This is a genomic window from Paraglaciecola sp. L3A3 (assembly GCF_009796765.1).
Lineage (GTDB): Bacteria > Pseudomonadota > Gammaproteobacteria > Enterobacterales > Alteromonadaceae > Paraglaciecola.
Genome location: NZ_CP047023.1, coordinates 2,995,102 through 3,015,523 on the forward strand (window position 1 = coordinate 2,995,102; position 20,422 = coordinate 3,015,523).

The 20,422-nt window shown below is 36.8% G+C and carries 17 protein-coding genes; 15 read left to right on the forward strand and 2 right to left on the reverse strand.

The window, feature by feature from the left end; all coding sequences use genetic code 11:
* Positions 1–9 precede the first annotated feature (9 nt).
* From purB to GQR87_RS12535, 4 genes are all read left to right on the forward strand, one after another.
* Positions 10–1,383: an adenylosuccinate lyase gene (purB, locus tag GQR87_RS12520; protein ID WP_158969784.1), complete on the forward strand. Its 1,374-nt coding sequence runs from the start codon at positions 10–12 to the stop codon at positions 1,381–1,383.
* Positions 1,384–1,471: 88 nt separating this feature from the next.
* Positions 1,472–2,704, forward strand: coding sequence for an adenylate/guanylate cyclase domain-containing protein (locus tag GQR87_RS12525; protein WP_158969786.1), 1,233 nt, complete (start codon positions 1,472–1,474; stop codon positions 2,702–2,704).
* A gap of 2 nt (positions 2,705–2,706) precedes the next feature.
* Positions 2,707–3,852 (forward strand): cupin domain-containing protein, encoded by a 1,146-nt coding sequence (locus GQR87_RS12530; protein ID WP_158969788.1) that lies wholly within the window; start codon positions 2,707–2,709, stop codon positions 3,850–3,852.
* Between the two features lie 13 nt (positions 3,853–3,865).
* A complete protein-coding gene (locus GQR87_RS12535) occupies positions 3,866–4,324 on the forward strand; it encodes a GNAT family N-acetyltransferase (RefSeq protein ID WP_158969790.1) in 459 nt (152 codons plus the stop codon).
* 95 nt (positions 4,325–4,419) lie between these two features.
* Here GQR87_RS12535 and GQR87_RS12540 read toward each other — a convergent pair whose 3' ends face one another.
* Complete coding sequence (locus GQR87_RS12540; protein WP_158969792.1) at positions 4,420–7,434, reverse strand: FAD-binding and (Fe-S)-binding domain-containing protein; 3,015 nt, start codon at positions 7,432–7,434, stop codon at positions 4,420–4,422.
* Between the two features lie 432 nt (positions 7,435–7,866).
* Positions 7,867–9,081, reverse strand: coding sequence for an EAL and HDOD domain-containing protein (locus tag GQR87_RS12550; protein WP_158969796.1), 1,215 nt, complete (start codon positions 9,079–9,081; stop codon positions 7,867–7,869).
* Positions 9,082–9,286: 205 nt separating this feature from the next.
* Between GQR87_RS12550 and GQR87_RS12555 the strand changes: the two genes are divergently transcribed.
* The 11 genes from GQR87_RS12555 to GQR87_RS12605 all read left to right on the forward strand — a co-directional run bounded on the left by GQR87_RS12555 (position 9,287) and on the right by GQR87_RS12605 (position 20,422).
* Entirely contained in the window at positions 9,287–12,001 is a 2,715-nt protein-coding gene (locus tag GQR87_RS12555; protein WP_158969798.1) for a hybrid sensor histidine kinase/response regulator, read from the forward strand.
* Positions 11,988–13,196, forward strand: a complete 1,209-nt coding sequence (locus tag GQR87_RS12560) for a response regulator (protein WP_158969800.1) — start codon at positions 11,988–11,990, stop codon at positions 13,194–13,196. The genes GQR87_RS12555 and GQR87_RS12560 overlap by 14 nt, the downstream gene beginning before the upstream one ends.
* A gap of 136 nt (positions 13,197–13,332) precedes the next feature.
* The gene (locus GQR87_RS12565) at positions 13,333–13,926 is read left to right on the forward strand and encodes a sigma-70 family RNA polymerase sigma factor (protein ID WP_158973003.1); all 594 of its coding nucleotides are present in this window, start codon (positions 13,333–13,335) and stop codon (positions 13,924–13,926) included.
* The gene (locus GQR87_RS12570; RefSeq protein ID WP_158969802.1) at positions 13,919–14,566 is read left to right on the forward strand and encodes a ChrR family anti-sigma-E factor; all 648 of its coding nucleotides are present in this window, start codon (positions 13,919–13,921) and stop codon (positions 14,564–14,566) included. Before GQR87_RS12565 ends, GQR87_RS12570 begins: the two co-directional genes overlap by 8 nt.
* A 201-nt stretch (positions 14,567–14,767) precedes the next feature.
* Positions 14,768–15,196, forward strand: coding sequence for a nuclear transport factor 2 family protein (locus GQR87_RS12575; RefSeq protein WP_158969804.1), 429 nt, complete (start codon positions 14,768–14,770; stop codon positions 15,194–15,196).
* The gene (locus GQR87_RS12580; protein ID WP_158969806.1) at positions 15,193–15,918 is read left to right on the forward strand and encodes an SDR family NAD(P)-dependent oxidoreductase; all 726 of its coding nucleotides are present in this window, start codon (positions 15,193–15,195) and stop codon (positions 15,916–15,918) included. The genes GQR87_RS12575 and GQR87_RS12580 overlap by 4 nt, the downstream gene beginning before the upstream one ends.
* Entirely contained in the window at positions 15,915–17,168 is a 1,254-nt protein-coding gene (locus GQR87_RS12585) for an NAD(P)/FAD-dependent oxidoreductase (RefSeq protein ID WP_158969808.1), read from the forward strand. Before GQR87_RS12580 ends, GQR87_RS12585 begins: the two co-directional genes overlap by 4 nt.
* Positions 17,165–17,890, forward strand: coding sequence for a DUF1365 domain-containing protein (locus tag GQR87_RS12590; protein WP_158969810.1), 726 nt, complete (start codon positions 17,165–17,167; stop codon positions 17,888–17,890). Before GQR87_RS12585 ends, GQR87_RS12590 begins: the two co-directional genes overlap by 4 nt.
* Positions 17,891–17,898: 8 nt before the next feature.
* Positions 17,899–19,161, forward strand: coding sequence for a cyclopropane-fatty-acyl-phospholipid synthase family protein (locus GQR87_RS12595; protein WP_158969812.1), 1,263 nt, complete (start codon positions 17,899–17,901; stop codon positions 19,159–19,161).
* Positions 19,139–19,642, forward strand: coding sequence for a DUF2878 domain-containing protein (locus GQR87_RS12600; RefSeq protein ID WP_158969814.1), 504 nt, complete (start codon positions 19,139–19,141; stop codon positions 19,640–19,642). Before GQR87_RS12595 ends, GQR87_RS12600 begins: the two co-directional genes overlap by 23 nt.
* A gap of 258 nt (positions 19,643–19,900) precedes the next feature.
* Positions 19,901–20,422, forward strand: coding sequence for a DUF3833 domain-containing protein (locus GQR87_RS12605; protein WP_158969816.1), 522 nt, complete (start codon positions 19,901–19,903; stop codon positions 20,420–20,422).

Below are 20,422 nucleotides of genomic sequence, written 5' to 3' on the forward strand. Positions count from 1 at the left end.
GAGCATTTCATGGACTTATCTGCATTAACGGCAGTATCCCCAATTGACGGCCGTTACGGAAGTAAAACAGTTGAGTTACGTCACATCTTTAGTGAATTTGGCCTGTTAAAATACAGAGTAGTTGTAGAAGTACGTTGGTTACAAAAACTAGCGGCAGCGGCAGGCATTCAAGAAGTGCCAGCATTAAGTGACGATGCTCAAGCTGTGCTTAATGGTATTGTTGATAATTTTTCTGAGCAAGATGCTCAACGCATCAAAACCATTGAAAGTACCACTAACCACGATGTGAAAGCGGTAGAGTATTTCTTAAAAGAAAAAGTAGCTGATAACGCAGAATTACAAGCTATCAACGAATTTATTCACTTTGCATGTACCTCTGAAGACATCAATAACTTGTCACATGCTTTAATGTTAAATGAAGCCCGTAATTCAGTTATTTTGCCTTACTGTGATAAATTAGTTTCTGAACTAAAACGTTTAGCCATTGAATATAAATCTATGCCTATGATGGCCAGAACTCACGGTCAACCTGCCTCTCCTACCACTATGGGTAAAGAGATGGCTAACGTGATGATCCGCTTACAGCGTCAAAGAGAGCAAATAGCTCAAGTACAAATGTTAGGTAAAATTAATGGTGCTGTAGGTAACTACAATGCTCACCTTTCAGCTTATCCTGAATTTGATTGGCACACCTTTGCAGGTGAATTTGTTAGTAGTCTAGGAATTACTTGGAACCCTTTCACTACACAAATAGAACCTCATGATTATATTGCAGAATTGTTTGACGCCATTGCCCGCTTCAATACTATCTTGCTTGATTTTGATCGTGACGTTTGGGGTTACATTGCACTTGGTCACTTTAAACAAAAAACCATTGCAGGCGAAATAGGTTCATCTACTATGCCCCATAAAGTAAACCCTATTGATTTTGAAAATTCAGAAGGAAACTTAGGCCTAGCCAATGCTATGTTTGGTCATTTAGCGACTAAATTGCCTGTTTCACGTTGGCAGAGAGACCTTACGGACTCAACCGTTTTAAGAAATCTAGGTGTAGGTGTGGGTTATGCAGTGATTGCATATCAATCATCTCTTAAAGGGATCAGCAAACTAGAAGTGAACCCACAAAGCCTATTAAACGAATTAGACAACAACTGGGAATTATTAGCCGAGCCAGTGCAAACTGTCATGCGTCGTTACGGAATTGAAAAGCCTTACGAAAAACTGAAAGAGCTAACTCGCGGCAAAAAAATCAATCAGCAAATTATGGCAGAGTTCATCGACACTTTAGCTTTACCTGATGAAGCTAAAGCACACCTTAAATTGTTAACGCCAGCAAACTACATTGGCCGAGCTATTGAGTTTGTTGAAGATTTAGAAGGTTAATTCAACCTCCAACAAGGTCGATTTTTAACTCCTAAAAAACAGATGCCGACTATACTTAGTCGGCATCAATTTTTAAAAGGAATTAAAAATGCTCAAAAACTTATTAAAACTGTGGGTCAGCGCTGGTATTGCTCGTTATCCACATGAATATTTCACTCCAGTACGTCTCACCAACATCATTGCATTTTTAGTCATACTGGTATCTGTATGTCAAATTCCTAATGCGATATGGTTTTGGCAACAAGCTGGAAAATATCAGCTTGGGATCACCTGTTCTACAATCACCTTACTTATTCTTGTACCCACTCTCAATCACTTTGGTTATTATTTAACAGCCAAAATTTGGTTGAACATAATTTATATACTTAACTTAATTGTTACCTGCTTATTATGGCAACTGGACTTATATATTCACTTTTTTTATTTATTAGCCGTAGTCTGTTGCCCATTCTTTTTCACAGAAGATGAAGTGAAATACAAATGGTTTTTTTCGCTGTTATTCAGCACATGCTTTTTAGCAACAGAAATCTATTATCAATTAAACTTAGTTAACCCATACACCCCTGCTCAGCAAAACTTTAAATTTGCCAGTGCTTGTCTATTAACATTAGCTAGTTTACTTTGCAGTTTTCATATTCAAAAAAATATTAGCCGCAGTTGGAAAAAACTGGCTTTTGAAAAGATGCGTTCGGAGCAACTTTTATTAAATATATTGCCAAATAGTATCGCTCAAAGATTAAAAAACTCGACCCATCTAATTGCTGACTATTTCGCTCAAGCCAGTATTTTATTTGCAGATATACAAGACTTTACACCCATTTGTAAAAAACATAGTCCACAACAACTGGTTAAAATATTAAATGAGATTTTTTGTACTTTTGACGAATTGTCACTCAAGTACGGATTAGAAAAAATAAAAACCAGTGGCGATGGCTACATGGCTGCAGGAGGTTTACCTAAAGCCGATTCAAAACATGCCATTCAATGTTGTTGTTGTGCGATAGAAATGCAGCAAGCGTTTCAAAAAATCAGTAAAAAACACAACTTAAAAACTGGCTTACGTATCGGCATAGGTTGTGGCGAAGTAGTCGCTGGTATTATAGGTAAAAACAAATTCAGCTATGACATGTGGGGCGAAGCAGTTAACCTAGCTTCACGGATGGAAAGCCACGGCTTATGTAATAAAATTCAAACGACTCAGTCAACCTATGATTTAACCAAAAACACCTTTGATTATGTCAAACGCGGCGAAATAAAAATCAAAGGTCTAGGTTTGGTTAATACCTATTGGTTACTGGGTCGTAAACAAAAACTTGGATAACAATGTACCAATTACAAAATTTCGATATTGAACATTTTCTAACAGAATATTGGCAGAAAAAACCCTGTATCATCAAACAAGGCTTTAAAGATTTTATTGATCCTGTGGATGAGCATATATTGGCAGGCTTAACCGAAGAAGATTCGGTTGACTCAAGAATTGTCAGCTATGAGTACCAAAAATGGCAGGTAAACCACGGACCATATGATGACATTAACCAACATTGTATTGGTGCTTGGAGTTTGTTGGTGCAATCAGTCGATCATTATATTCCACAAGCAGATCTATTAATGCGCGCCTTTGATTTTATTCCCCATTGGCGTATGGATGATTTAATGGTCAGTTATTCCAACGAAAATGCTGGAGTGGGCCCACATTTAGATCAATACGATGTATTTATTATTCAAGGCAAAGGTTCAAGACGCTGGCAAGTGGGCTTACCCGGAAAATATCAATCTTTCAGACCTCATTGTGATTTATCGCAAATACCTGAATTTACCGCAGTCATCGATCAAGTATTAACCGCTGGCGACATTATTTATATTCCGCCAAATCACCCCCATAATGGTATCGCTCTAGAAGAATGTTTAAATTATTCAGTGGGATTTCGCGCACCGACACAACAAGAAATGTTATCGTCTTTTGCTGATTTTGCCATCGATAATAACGTGCTAGCTAAACGTTACAGCGATCCAAAACTACAAAGACGTACCCATAGTGGTGAAATCAAGCAACAAGAAGTATTGGCTTTTAAACAATTTCTGCAACAAACTTTAGAAAGCGAGCTCTTCTCTGAATGGTTAGCTAGTTTTATGAGCCAAAGCAAAGTCGTATCTGAAGAATATGAGCAAGAGCAAAGTTTTACGGTACAAGAAATTACAGAATTGTTAGCGCAAGGAGCCAGTTTTATCAGGTCGCCTGGGGTTAAAGCTGTGTTTGCGGAGCAGCCTTTAAATGGCAACGACAACTTCACTTTTTACATAGAAAGCCAAGCTTTTTCCATTCCAGCAGAACATACAAATTGGCTGATAGACTTTTTATCTGCCCCTCAATTTAGTCACTCACCTGAGAATCCCTCAGAAAAATGTTTATTTTTCACACAGTTATTGTCTACACTAGTTAATTCGGGGTATTGGTACCTCGAATAACTGGAGTCACCATATGACGTTTTATACTAAAAACGTCGACTGGGGAAACGCACAACACAAACTTAAAAAAATTAGAGACAAGGTATTTGTATGCCAATGGCGCCTTCCTAAAGATTGCGAATTTGATCAAGATGACCAAATTGCATTTCACGTATTAGTACTCAATGATACTAATCAGGAAATAGCCACAGGACGCATTACGCCAAAAGGAGAAATTGGTCGTATTGCCGTTGAGCCTCAATATAGAGGTCCTGAAGTGTATCAAATACTCTTTAATGCACTGCTTAATATCGCTAGGCAACAAAATTTGGACGATGTATTAGTACAGTGTGAGTTGGAAGGTGTTAACTATTATAAACAACAAGGATTCCGCCCCGTCGGTACAGTGTTTATGGAGGCAGGCATAGCAAGACAATCAATGGTGTGCAGCCTCAATGAGTTTTCTTTGACTAAAGTAGAACTCACCCACTAGGAAAAATTAGGTTATATCAAACTTGATATGTGTTACCTAATTTAGCCTAGCGGCTTTGTTAATTTAACGGTTTATAACAAACTCTTTATAACAGCTTAGAAATGTTCAGCTAATATTTGTAACGGGTGTTTAGGTTTAAAATTATCAAACCTAGCCACTTGGCTACGACAAGAATACCCAGTGGCTAATATTTGTTCTGGTCGTAGTTTTTTCACAGCTTGCTCCCAACTCATCTCATAAAGCCCTTTAGACTCAGCTAAATGACTTTCTTCATGACCAAAAGTACCCGCCATACCACAACAACCAACAGCAATTGAATGAAGCTCTAAACCAGCTTGGCTAAAGATCCCTTGCCACTCTTTTTCAGAAGTAGGTAAAGCAGTTTTTTCGCTGCAATGACCAAACAAAGCATAACTTTGACTATTAGTTTTTACTTTAGGCAATTCAATATTTTGTAGCCATTCATGCACTAACTGCACATTAAAGTCACCACGAGATTTACCTAATATTTTACTATACTCATCTCGGTAACAGAGCACCATAGACGGGTCGACACCTAACATAGGTAATTCAAGGTCGGCGATTTGATTCAATAAATCAGCTGCGTCTTTAGCAGTTTTTGCAAACTCCTTCAAAAAACCTTTAACGTGCTGTGGTTTACCATTGGGTTTAAACGGCAACAATATAGGTTCATAGCCTAATTTACTAATCAGTTTAACTAACGCCACTACCACATCTGCATCGTAATAACTGGTGAAAGGGTCTTGTACAATACAAACTTTTTTCGCTCTCGCCTCAGCCGACATAGACTGTAATTCGGCTAAATTAAATTTTGTCGATTGCTCCCCTGCTAGTGATTTTTGTAAAGTGGGCTGTGACAAGATAGGCGTGTTTACGTAACCAACCGTTTTGCGAATAGTGGTGTTCACCCAATCTTGCTTTAAAAAGAAATTAATCAAGCCAGGAGCTTTTGCCATCAATGGCGCCATGACTTCGATATTCCCTACTAAAAAGTCTTTCGCCGGACGCATGTATCTTTGATGATAAATACTTAAAAATCGTGACCTAAAGCTAGGTACATCAACACTCACAGGACATTGGCTAGAACAAGCTTTACAAGCTAAACAACCTTCCATCACTTCTAATACTTGATGTGAAAAATCTTCGGTTTGTTTTTTATCGGTAGAATTTCGAAAACGCTCAAACCAAGTAGGTGGATCTTCGTTATGTTCAAGTTCATTAATATCAATATTGCGTTCTGACAATAATCTTAACCATTCACGGACAATTCCTGCTCGACCTTTAGGACTGTGACGTCTATCACCTGTCACCTTAAATGACGGACACATAGGAGATGTAGTGTCATAGTTAAAACATAAACCATTACCATTACAGCTCATAGCCGCTTCAAACGACGTACGCACAGCTATAGGAATTTGTCGGTCAAACTCACCACGTTTTTGCCCAGCAACTTTGACCAACTCATCGGTCGACTCAAGAGGTGTACAGATTTTACCTGGGTTCATTTTATTGAGCGGATCAAATACAGATTTAATTTTACGTAACTCGGTATATAACTCTTCACCAAAAAACTGAGGACTATATTCACTGCGGTAACCTTTACCGTGTTCTCCCCACATTAAACCACCATATTTGGCCACCAGCTCAACCACTTTATCTGATATTTGTGGGATCATTTTTTCTTGTTCTGGGTCGCACATATCTAACGCAGGACGCACATGCAACACACCGGCATCAACATGTCCAAACATGCCATATTTTAAGCCGTAGCCATCTAATAATGTACGAAACTCCATAATAAAATCGGCTAAATTTTCTGGTGGTACCGCTGTATCTTCTACAAACGCTAGAGGTTTTTTATCGCCCTTGGTTTTGCCTAACAAACCTACTGACTTTTTACGCATAGCGTAAATTTTACCAATATCGGCTTTGTCATAAGTCACTTGAAAACCAATCACACCGATATCGCCAGCTTTTTCTAAACTAGCAGATAAACTAGCAATTTTTTGTTCGATATCAGCTTGATCGTTACTGTTGTACTCAACCATGTTTAGACCCAGAACGGTTTTGCCTTCCACTTCTGTAATGAGGTCTTTTACTGAATGCCAAATAATATCTTGTTTAGCAAGGTTAAGCACATTGCTATCAACGGTTTCAACCGAAGTTGCATTTGCCGCCACCATACTAGGAGCATGCCTTAACGCTGATTCAAAAGAATCGTACTTAACATTAACCAAAGCTTTGAAAGTCGCTATGGGCGTGATGTTTAGTTTAGCTTCGGCCACAAATACCAATGAACCTTCAGAGCCAGTAATCACACGGCTAATATCAAGCTCAGACAAATCATCATTTAAGGTGTTTTCAAGATCATAACCTGTTAAAAACCGATTCAACCTTGGGAATTTAGCTAATATTTGCTGACGTTTCTGCACACAAGTGGCTAACAATTGTTGCGCAACTTGACCATGTCGACTGTTTTGTTCCGCTAATTTTTTAGCTTCATCCATGGCCATAGGTTCAGTGGTTAATACTGTACCGTCAGCCAAAATAGAGGTTAAACCTAAAACATGATCACTGGTTTTGCCATACACCAATGAGCCCTGCCCTGATGCATCAGTACTGATCATGCCACCAACTGTGGCGCGATTACTGGTTGATAAATCTGGGGCAAAGAAAAAGCCTAATGGTCTTAACACATCGTTCAGTTGGTCTTTTACTACACCAGCTTGTACTCGGGCCCACTTCTCTTCTACATTCACTTCTAAGACTTTATTCATGTGCCTTGACACATCAACAATAATCCCAGAGGTTAACGACTGGCCATTAGTACCCGTACCGCCACCACGAGCAGAAAACCTAACGTTTTCAAACTGATTAGCCACAGAACCTATTGTTGAAATATCTTCAATAGATTTTGGCAGCACCACGGCTTGAGGCAACTGTTGGTAAATTGAGTTATCAGTAGCCACAGCCAAACGGCTGGCATAACTAAACTCAACATCACCAGTAAAAGATGACTGATTTAACGCGGTTAAAAATTCTTGGTATTCACTCTCAATAACTGAGCGGGGATCTAACGCTGGAAGCATAGTTTTAAGTTCGGATTCTGAGCCAAAATGATGTGCGCAATTATACCAACAAGTTAGGCCTATTCTCTATATTACTTTCAGAATAAAATAGTTTGTAACAACTAGGTTGTTTTATAAAAGCAGGCAAGTGCTACACTTCTGATTCAAAATAAGTTGAGATCATATCATGCAGAAAAAAATTCGAATAACCTTAGGTTTTATTTTCAGCGGCTTTGGCGTGGTATTTTTTATTGTACCGGGTTCAATGTTTGTCTTGTTATTAGGTTTATTGATGCTTAGTTATGATTTCCCCAAAGCACGTAACATACTAAGGATATGTCAAAAGTCCATGTCAAATTCTGCACGAAAACTTGACCGTATATTGTTAAATAGAAAATTAAGAAACTAATTTACCTGTACGTTTAATATAAGGGTAAAAATAATTCAGTGCCGCTATAGATATTTCATCACTTCATCGGCCCATTTTAATGCATCTCGATAACAGCGGTTATATGAGCAAACTTCTTGATTAGTTAATTGTTCAAACACGCTATTGCTAAACCTTTCAATACCTATTGAAATTTTCAACATTTCACCTAAATCATTATCTTTTTGTAATAATGCAATTTTAATTTCTGGGTTTAACTTAATGAATTTGAGAACTTCTTTCATTTCTCGTTCAAATATCGCCTCAACCCCTGATAATAAGCCGACTAAAAAACAAGTAGAGGATGTCACTTTTTTGCCATTTTTAGCGGCGTGATTGGCATATAAAGCCAAAGTTTTTGCTCTAATTAAAATGATCCTAAACAACTCAATCGGACGAGAAGAATTAGAAACCAATACCAAAGTAATTGCCCATTGTTTTACAACATCTAAACCCAATATAACCACAGCATCTTTAACTGAACTTACATCTCTAACCAATTGGTAAATAGGACTATTAACTAAAGCGAATATTTTTAACGCTAACCCCGTATCTCGAGAAATTAATTCAGCTACTTCGTCTACTTCAATATCACTACGACTCAATTCTGATAAAAGGTGTAAAACACTTTGTTTATTCGCTTCAACTTTTTTACCTTTGATAATACTCGGTTTTTCTAGATAAAAACCCTGAAATAAATCAAAGCCTAAAGCCAAACATTTATCATAAACTTCTTGGTTCTCAACCTTCTCAGCCAATAATAAACACCCGATATTTTTTAGTGTAGGTATCGCTTTTTCTAATCGATTAAAATCAAGACCTAATACATCAACTTTAATAATTTTTAAAAACTTAAAGAAAGGTACTTTACTTTTTTCTAGTAAATAATCGTCTAGAGCAAATTCAAAGCCTACACTTTTTAATTTGTTGATCCTTTGCAAAACAATAGGTGTGGGAGGAATGGTTTCTAATATCTCAAAAACAATATTTTTCGGAGCAATAGGAAAAAAATCTTCAGCCATTAAAAACTCTGCATCAACATTAATAAACATAGGTAAGCCCATATTTATATCTTTCTCCAAAATACTGGTGCAAATATTAACGAGTAATTCTCTAGTCGACATATCTGATATGTCATTAATATTTAATAAGTTTTCTCGTCTATATAAAAATTCATGAGCATATAGATCATTTTTTGAATCAAAGATTGGTTGACGAGCCAGTAATACAGAATCATCCATCACAGGGGTATCTTTTCAACATAGTTAACTTAACTTAGCATAATAAACAGAATCTTATTTAATTCTGAGAAACATAATTAATATTGACAATATAAGAACTACAACTCGAAGTCTTGGAAATTAAAAAGTTTTTATGTAAAGGTATCAACCAGCTCTCTGATACCTATCTATACTTAAAACGGTCAAATCAGGAAAACTCAAACTTATGACTACTACTGTTGATATAAAAGAAGTAGGAACATTAATAAATTTGTTTACACAGCCAGTTATGGTGGTAGATGAGACTTCTGCTTTTGTCTTAGCTAATCATGCTTTTAATCAATCATCTGAGTTAGTCGCCAATACCGAGCTTTTGTTAGAGCATATTTACCCCCTAGTATCCGCACAACAAAGCCAAACCTATTGTTATTTGGGGATGCAAGAAAAAGTGCTGGATGTCATGCCAATGACACAAAATTTAAAGCTAATTAAAATTTCGAATAATAAATCTGACTTAGCCAAACGTTATAACAATATTCTCAGTGCCATCGACCAAATGTCTGATGCCGTTTTAATATGTGACAAACAGGGTCGTATTGATTTAGTAAATGAACAATTCCAAAACACATTTCCGGTTTCAGAGATTAATCACGGCGAAAAACAGAATGTTTTATCATTGTTACTCAAAGTATTACCTCTGATATACCCACAACAAGAAAAGCAACAGTTACTTATATATAGATACTTACGCTTCAAAATTTATAAACAAGAAGAATGCGAATTTACCTTTTCATTAAATAACCAACAGTACTTCCAATATCGCGATAACATTACATTCAGTGGTGAACGCATAGCCTTGTTGATTGATGAGTCTCCTTTTAAAGCTCTCACCGATCAACTACAAGTTGCTTTTCAAGAAGCCAATAAGTTAAGTACCGCAAAAAGTACTTTTATGGCCGCCATGAGTCACGAAGTCAGAACCCCGCTTAATGCCCTTATTGGTTTATTAGATTTAAGTGCTTTAGAGCCTACATTACAATCTCATGAATATATAATACGTATGCAAAAAAGTGCACGTGCATTATTAGAATTGGTCAATGATGTTTTAGATTTCAGCAAATTAGATGTGAACAAACTAGAGCTAAATAAAAGCCATTTCAACTTAAGAACACTCTGTGAAGATCTATTCGAAAAATTTTCTGGGCATGCTAAAAATAAAAATATAACGCTTATGTTATTTGTCGATCCTAATCTACCTCAAGAGATTTATACAGATCCCGTGAGGTTAGAGCAAATCCTCTCTAATTTAGTCAGTAATGGGTTAAAGTTTAATAACAGTTTACATCCAGAACTCAGGTTACTCGTATCTCTTGATCAATTAACAGGCTATATCAATTTTGTAGTATCCGATAACGGAATAGGTATTTCTGACATTGAAAAGTCACATATTTTCGATACGTTTTCTCAAGCCAATTCTAATATACATAAACACTTTGGCGGGACTGGCTTAGGACTAAGTATATGTCGAAAAATTTGTCAGCTTTTGCAAGGTGATATTTATGTAGAAAGTCAGTTAGGGCTGGGCTCAACATTTACCGTTCAATTACCAATCGAAAGCAATAATGAACCTGAAATAGCTGAAATAAATACCAAGATATTTAATCACTTACTTATTTCAACAAATGACCCCTATTTCTATCAAATGATGTTGCTGTATGCACCTATCTTAGGCTTTGATATCAAATATTATGAAAAATTACCCGAACAAATACAAAGCACAGAAGTTATATTTATAAACATTCGATATACGCATACCTATTCTCCGCCGAACAGTTACCCACTACAACAAACAATTTATCTAGATGATTGTCCTATCGAACATAAACAAAATGATCCTCAAATTATTTGTTCCACACCAATTTATTTGAGTGAACTATTGGCGGCTCTTAGTCACGACAATAATATTCCAGCGAATACAGTTACCCCACTGAACACAACAATATTTACGCCCAAATCATTAATAAATGCTTTGGTAGTAGAAGATAACCAAGACAATATATATGTCCTGAAAAAACAATTTGAAACAGTCAAAGTTGAAGTGAGTTTTGCTACATCCCCTGAAGAAGCAATTATTTTTTTTGAACAAGAGATGTTTAACTTGGTAATAAGCGACTATCAAATGCCCGTATTATCAGGAGCACAATTGATATCAATTTTGCGAGAAATAGAACAGGTTGAACAAAGGCCTAAATGCAAAATGTTCATTCTCACAGCAGATAAAAGTGAACAATGCCAGCAAGAGCTGGCAGACGTTACGGTAGATAAAATATTAATTAAACCGCTCGAAATCCCTATGTTAATAGAGCTGATCAAAGATATTGATATTCACCTACAGACATCTAATGATAAACAAAATAACTCAACCCCCAATCTTGATTATTCAACCAACCGACCAGCTAATTCTACTTTTACAGAGCAAGATCCATCTAGTGAAAAGGATCGGTTAGCAGATGATCTATTAGAAGATGATTCATTAGAAGATTATCTTTTCATAGATGAACAACTTAATCATTCGCCGCCGCAACAGCATTCAATAATGGATATTAACAGGTTTTATCAAATTGTCGGTTCAATCAGTCAACAAGATACAATAGATTACCTTGTAGGGTATTCAAAACACCTGGCTGATACGACAAATAATATGCAACAGGCTGTAGAATCTAAAAATTGGCAAGCACTCAAAAAGCTAGCCCATAGCTTACAAAGCACGGCAAAGATTGTTGGCGCGGATCTATTAAGTGCTGAATGTGAATTACTTGAAAATCATAATTCTAATTCTAATTCTGAACAAGAAACTATAAAAATTTGGAACCAAACAGAGAAAAATATTAATTTGTTGCTAACTCACTTATGCGAATACTGTACTAATGAAACAAACTAGTGAAAGCCATATAGTGCTATATATTACTCATCCAGAAAGCGACGAGTTAGTATTAAATGTGCTCAAAAAGCACTATGCAAAATTGACAATATGTACAAACTTAAAAGATTTATGTCTGCTGCTTATTGATCTAAAACCTAAGGTTTTATTGATGACAGGAGAATCATTAGAAAACAGCATTTATCCCTATTACCGGGCACTCGAAGCAACCAAAAAACGAGAAAAATGTGAGCATAAAATAGTCAGCTTAATTCCAAGACAGTGTGAAGAAGAAGCCTACCAAGCATACAGCGCCAATATCATTGATGACTACTTAGTTGCACGGCCAGTTTACGAGCTACACCGTATAGTACTAATATGTAAACATTTACTAAACGAATTAGGGGTGGATATAAACAGCGACTCCCTGACATTAAATAAACAACTACAGAAAATTGAGTCACTTAAAGAACCAACAAAACAGTCCGTGAAAAATCGATTAACACTTATCGAACAAAATAAGCAAGCGTTGGAATTGAAGTTAGTCAATATTGATAATGAGCTTGACGAGGCCATTAAGAAAGCCGCTAACAAAGAAACAATCAGATTAAATATTTCTACAATACAACAAACATTGTCACTTATCCGTTCAGACAAAATGCGCTTAGATTTATTGAGAATTCAAGAAAAAACGATAACCCTGTTAGAGCAATTTATTTTGCCGAACAGCACGGAAACTACTGATGAAAACAAAAACGATGACAACAATACTGGCGCCAATGAATATCAGTTTAATCGACTCTACCAACAAGATTTAGATCCAGAAGAGTTAATTAAACAAGCCGGTAATATCCCACAAATACTACTTATCGAAGACGACATAATAAGTATGCAACTAACAAAAATGTTGCTCAACAACTACAACGTAAACATTGAAACCGTTAATAATGGTAGACAAGCTATCGCCATTCTAGAAGAAAAGAAATTTAACTTTGTGTTACTCGACATTAATTTGCCTGATACCAATGGGATCTACATTGTGGATCAAATAACCAATAAAAAAGGCATGAATATGGACACACCATTTGTCATTTTGTCAGGCAACAAAAATAAATCAATAGTTTCAAAAGCGATAGAACGCGGTGCCACGGGATATTTACTTAAACCTTTACATAAACCAACCGCAGATAAACTAATTAAAAAGTTTATCAAGTAACTCAAATTCAACCTGCCCTGAAAAAGAATATTTAAATTAACTGATCGCTATTTCCTTATCTCTCGTATTGCTAGTCAAAGAGTTTGATGGGAAGATTAAAATGTTATCAAGTCAATTCGGGACGTCGCAAATAGTGATGACAGCACCCAGTAAACCCCAAGAGCCAAATACTCAGCATCAAGAGTTGTGTACTTGGCTACAAGCAGTAGCAGTAAAGCGAGACAAGCAATCATTTAGTCAATTATTTAAGTGGTTTGCCCCTCGCATTAAACAATTTGGCATCAAACAGTTTAATAACGAAGCACAAGCTCTAGAGCTAGTACAAGAAACCATGACCAATATTTGGCGCAAATCCCATCTATATAATAAAGATAGAGGTGCTCCAACTACTTGGATGTATTCGATCATGCGGAATATGAGTTTTGACATGTTACGAAAAATTCAAACTCAACGCACCGAAACCATAAGTGATGATATTTGGCCAATAGACAACGCATTGGCAACAGATGATTTGGAGCAGTATGAAGATCATTTACAAAATAAAAACATCATCATGATGCTTGATCAGTTACCAGAAAATCAACGTCAAGTTGTGTTTGGCCTGTATTTTCAACAAGCAACACAAGAGCAATTAGCCCAGCAACTTAACCTTCCAGTAGGCACGGTAAAGTCTAGGCTCAGACTTGCACTAAACAAATTACGTCAACAATTGGGAGAATCTAATGATTAAACATCATCCAAATCCATCATTGTTATTAGCTTTCACCCAAGGACAATTAGCAGCATCCCTTTCTATTGCTATATCAACACATATGGATCATTGTCAAACTTGCCGCCATCAAGTTTTAGCCTTACAAGAAACATCTGCCCAGTGTTTAGATATTGATAACGCAGAACTAGAAGAATGGGATAACGATGAAATGATTGCTGCCATCACAGATGATGATTTTGAAGTACACCCTAAACAAAGTTTGCCTATTCAGTTAAATATTAAAGGCACTGACTACACCCTGCCCCAGGCATTACAGTCAGTCGGTCTTTCTAGTTGGTTAAAATTAGGCAAACTGGCCAGAGCACGGATTGATTTAAATGAAGGTGAAGTTCATACCAATTTATTACATATTGAAAAAGGCGGCACTATTCCTTTACACACTCATAAAGGCTTTGAACTAACAGTCTTATTAGCGGGTAAATTTAACGATGAGCATGGTGAATATGTACCTGGTGACTTTATTTGGTTAAATGATACAAACACCCACTCACCTACGACAGAAACTGGATGTTTGTGTCTGACTGTGGCTAATGACTCTATGCATTTTGTGCAAGGTTTAAGTAAAGCATTAAATCCTATAGGTAAATTAATTTACTAAGTCCAACTATCCGATTTTATAAAGCAGCAGCTAAAACTAGGGCTGCTTTTTTATTTAATATTGAAAAACATTGATCTAACTAATGCAACTTCACGTATTGGGTATTAAATACTAATTAAATATTGCTTGTGAAGATTGCATGCGAAAAAAGTTAGATAATTTAACCTGATGTTTTCAATCATTAAGACCAGAGAGTAGCGAATGGATACCAATAGAACTGAGGCTTTCATCCAAGTTTATCAAAGATTAAACAAGGATAATCTTTATCAACTTAAGGATATTTACCATGGTGATATACAGTTTATTGACCCTCTACATACCGTCCATGGGATGCAACAACTAGAGCAATATTTTAGCCATCTTTACGCTAATGTTGAGTCTATTGAATTCACCATTGAAGAATGTTTCGAATCCAATGACAGAGGATTTTTGTACTGGACCATGACTTATCGTCATACATCTCTTAATGGCGGTAAACCCATAAGCGTAAAAGGACACAGTCGTCTCAAGTTCCAACAACAACTGGTCATTTTTCATCAAGATTATTTAGATACTAATGCCATGTTGTTCGAGCATATCCCTGTTATTGGAAGGTTAATTAAATATTTAAAACGTAAGGCCAGCCAATGAATACAGTATTGATTACTGGCGCAACCTCTGGCATTGGCCGAGCCTTAGTCGCAACCTATGTTAATCAGGGTTATGACGTATTTGCGGCCGGACGTAACCCAACAAAACTAGCTGAATTAAAAGCTGATTTTGCCGCCATCACCCCACTACAATTTGACGTGAGTGATCTGCAACAAGTGTTAGTTGTGGCAAATGATTTACCGCCCATAAACCAGCTTATTTTAAATGCTGGCAACTGCGAATACATGGATACGGTTTATCCTTTTGATAGTGAATTATTCGAACGTGTGATCCGCACAAACTTACTGTCTGTGGGCTATTGTTTACAAGCATTTTTACCTAAACTTGGTTCAGGCTCACAGCTAGGTATAGTCAGTTCCAGTGTCACTTACTTAGCTTTTACTCAAGCACAAGCTTATGGTGCATCAAAAGCAGGATTAAATTATCTAGCCAGAAGTCTGAGCGTAGACTTAGCTGACAAAAAGATAGGGGTTAGTCTTATTCAACCTGGTTTTGTAGAAACCCCATTAACCGATAAAAACACCTTCGACATGCCAGCTAAAGTCACAGCTAAATTTGCTGCAGAGACTATTTTTAAAGGCATGCAAGCTAAAAAATTAACGATTCGATTTCCTACATTATTTATCGCAACCCTCAGACTAATGTCTTTATTACCTTTTTCTTGGTGGCGAAAAATTGCAATTTCTATGGTGAAAAAATGAAAAACATAGCCATCATTGGTTCTGGCATATCGGGGCTGACTGCTGCGTATTTACTCAGCAAAAAGCATCAAGTCACGGTATATGAAAAAAATAACTACATTGGCGGCCATACCGCTACAGTTGATATCAAAGTAGCAAAACAAAACTACCCTATCGATACTGGATTTATTGTATTTAATGACAAAACCTACCCGCGATTTTTAACCTTATTATCGCAACTTGGGATTCAGCCCCAAGAAACAGAAATGAGTTTTAGCGTTAAAAATCAAAACACAGGTTTAGAATATAACGGTCATAGTTTAACCACCCTTTTTGCGCAAAAACGTAATTTGCTAAACCTCAAATTTTGGCGATTAATTGCTAATATTTTACGCTTTAATAAACACTGCAAAAAACTATATGCAGAACAAAACATTCCTCAAGATCTCACCTTAGGTGAGTTTTTAGATAACGAAGGATTTAGTGATTATTTCTGCCAAAATTATATTCTACCTATGGGTGCAGCCATTTGGTCTACTAGTTTAAATGAGATGCGCCAATTCGAATTAAACTTTTTTATTCGCTTTTTCCATCACCATGGATTATTAAATGTCAGTGACCGTCCTCAGTGGTATGTAGTACCAGGAGGCTCCAGAGAGTACATCACGCCACTGATTAAAAACTTTAAACAAAACATTATGTTAAATGCCGATATAGATAAAGTGACTCGTCAAGCGGATAAAGTCACAGTGCATTATGCAAATGGAGCCACCACTGATTTTGATGAAGTGGTGTTTGCTTGTCACTCAGATCAAGCTCTGGCTCTATTAGCTGATGCGACTGAACAAGAAAAACATGTACTAAGTAATATTCACTACAAAAAAAATGAAGTGGTGCTACATAGAGATATTGCTTTATTGCCAAAACGTCAAGCCGCATGGGCCAGTTGGAATTACCAACTGAATGGCGATTATGACCGCCAGGCAAGCGTCACCTACAATATGAATATTTTGCAAGGTCTGCAGTCAGAACACACATTTTGCGTAACATTAAATCAATCAGAACAAATTGATCCACAGCTTATTATCCAAAAATTTAGTTATGCTCATCCAGTATTCAACCAAGCCTGTATGACAGCACAACAACAAAGAAATACTATTTGTGGCATCAATCGTACACATTTTGTGGGCGCTTATTGGTACAACGGTTTTCACGAAGACGGGGTAAGAAGTGCTACCGATATTGGTCAACGCTTTGGCGTTGAACTATGACCTTAAACAGTGGCATTTATGAAGGCCAAGTTCGCCATAGACGATTTAAACATGCTCAGCATAGTTTCAGCTACTCTTTATACATGCTGGCCATTGATTTAGATGAATTACCTGAACTAAATAAACAATCGTGTTTATTTGGAGAAAAATGGTATCACCCCATACGTTTTCAGCAAAAAGATTACCTAAAAAGTGAACCAGGCGAACTGCGCCAACGTATTAACAATAAAGTACATGAGCTAGGTGGAAGTTGGGATGGGCATAGAGTGTTAATGGTGGTGCAAGCTAGATGTTTTGGACTTTATTTTAGTCCTATTAATTTCTACTTTTGTTACAACCAGCAAGACCACTGTAGTTATATGTTAGCAGAGGTGAGTAATACACCTTGGAAAGAACGTCATTATTATTTAGTCAATATAGACACACCACAACCAACAGCAAAAGTATTCCATGTATCCCCATTTATGGAAATGGATATGGATTACCACTGGCGGGTTAAAGCACCAGCAAAAAGTATGTTGGTGCATATTGAAAACCACCAAAAAAACAAAGTATTCGATGCCACATTAACCATGAAAAAACAGTCAATCACAGCCACTAATTTGTTGGCTACGATTAGCAGTACACCAATGATGACCTTAAAAATTGTGTTAACGATTTATTGGCAAGCATTAAAGCTATTTATTAAAAAAGTGCCTTTTGTAGCACACCCAGAACGCTGAGGTAAATAATGGAAAATACACAAAGTTTAACACCCGCGATTCATTTAGATTGGTGGACCAGCAAATGTCGAAAGTTGGTATTCAGCACTCTAAATTCTATGCAAGACGCTTACGTAGAAATACAAGAAGCTAACAGCATTTATCAATTAGGTAATACCAAAGCATCACTAACAGCAAAAATTGTAGTGTTAGACTCCAGCCTATACAACGACTTTGTTAAAGGTGGCTCTATCGGCGCAGCCGAAGCCTATATCGAACATAAATGGACCAGTCCTAATCTCACCAAACTAATCCAGATATTTGCTAGGCATCAGCAGCAATTAGACAAGGTAGAAGCTTCCATATCATGGCCAACAAAAATCAAAAACAAAGTGTTACACCTTGCCAATAAAAATTCTCAAACAGGTTCAAAGAAAAACATATTGAGCCATTATGACTTAGGCAATCATCTCTATAAAGAGTTTTTAGATCCTACTATGATGTATTCGGCCGCTATTTATAATCAACAAAGTCAAACTTTGGAGGCTGCACAAAACAACAAATTAAAAACCATATGCGACAAATTAGAATTAAAATCCAGTGACCATTTAGTTGAAATCGGCACAGGCTGGGGAAGTTTAGCTATTTATGCGGCAACAAATTACGGCTGTAAGGTGACAACCACCACTATTTCAGACGCACAATTTGACTACGCTCAACAACAAGTAAAGAAACAAAACTTAAGCAAACAAATCACTTTACTGAAAAAAGACTACCGAGAGTTAACAGGCACTTATGACAAGCTAGTGTCCATAGAAATGATCGAAGCAGTGGGGCATGATTATTTACCTACCTTCTTCAAAAAGTGTGATTCTCTGCTTAATGATTCAGGTAAGATGTTGCTACAAGCCATCACCATAGCAGATAACCGTTACGATCATTATCGAAAAAATGTCGATTTTATCCAACGATATATTTTCCCCGGTGGCTGTTTACCTTCAATACAAGTTATCAGTAAACAGTTTGCCGAACAAAGTGACATGGTGATCGATCACGTAGAAGATATAGGTTTACATTACGCTCGCACCTTAAATCAGTGGTATCAAAACTTTAACCAAAATTGGGCTGTTTTAGCCGAATCGGGATTTGATGCCCAATTCAAACGTTTGTGGAATTATTATTTATGTTATTGCGAAGGGGCCTTTTTAGAAAGAGCCATTAGCACACACCACATCACTGCCAGAAAATTAAAATTTGTTGGACGGAATGATGCAAAAGTCTTGGCTTATTAATGCAGTATTATTTCAATTAGCTTGGTTTTCAGCTGCATTACTCACAGAGTTTGCAGTTGTATTAATTAGTTTGCTGCTAGTTTTACATTTTTTACTATTAGATAGAAAGCTAGTAGATGCCAAGCTACTGATGCTGGCACCTATTGGTTGGTTGCTCGATTCTGTCTTGCTACATTTTTCCATTATCAGTACTAGCAATGACTGGATCCCCCTTTGGCTAGTTATACTCTGGTGTATGTTTATTCTATCGCTGAACCATAGTTTATTGTGGTTATCAAAATTAGCTGTCCATTGGCAAAGTTTAATTGGCGCAATTGCAGGTTGTTCGAGCTATATGGCGGCCATTAGTTTTGGCGCATTACAATCAAGTTTCCCTTGGTTATGGCAAATCGTGTTTTTTGCTCTGTCGTGGGCAATAGTATTGCCTTTATTAATCATGTTACGGGCAAAAATCATCTTTAGAAATATCCAGACTTCATAACCTTAACTCGGCTTAAGAAGTGTCGTTTAAATTGAATTTTAACAACAATTCAAACACTTAAAAATATGTTCTAAGTTATATTTGGATTAAGGCTAACTCGATGACAAATTTTTTTGTGAATAGCAAGACAGGCTATTATTAGAAAATCCAACGCAGCTAGGCGCAAAAAGAGCGTTATCGAGTGGCTCGGATAATTCCAAGCTCAGGTGACATATTCTAATACCCATTAAATCACCAACATTATGCTAAGGCTCAATCATGAAAACATTCACCCTCACAATTTTTGCTTTGATATTAGTAGCTTGTTCAAGCCCGTACATTGATGACTACCAAAGCACTAACCCAGAGCTCAATTTACAGCAGTTTTTTAATGGTAAATTAATCGCTCACGGCATGGTGTTAGATATGAATGGCAAACTCACTCGTCGTTTTACTGCTGATATTACCGGCAGTTGGCAAGATGAAAAAGGCATCTTAGATGAAAGGTTTATCTATGATGACGGAGAAACGGATACTCGCATTTGGCAATTAACTCACCTAGGAGATAACCAATATCAAGGCACGGCTGGAGATGTTATTGGCATTGCCACAGGTCAAGCAGCTGGCGCGGCATTTTATTGGCGATACGACCTAGAAATCAAGGTAGACGGCGAACCTATGATAGTCACCCTAGATGACTGGATGTACTTAATTGACCAAGATGTATTATTAAATAAATCACAAATTATTAAATACGGCATTGAGGTTGGCCAAGTAATTTTGTCGATTCGTAAATTATAG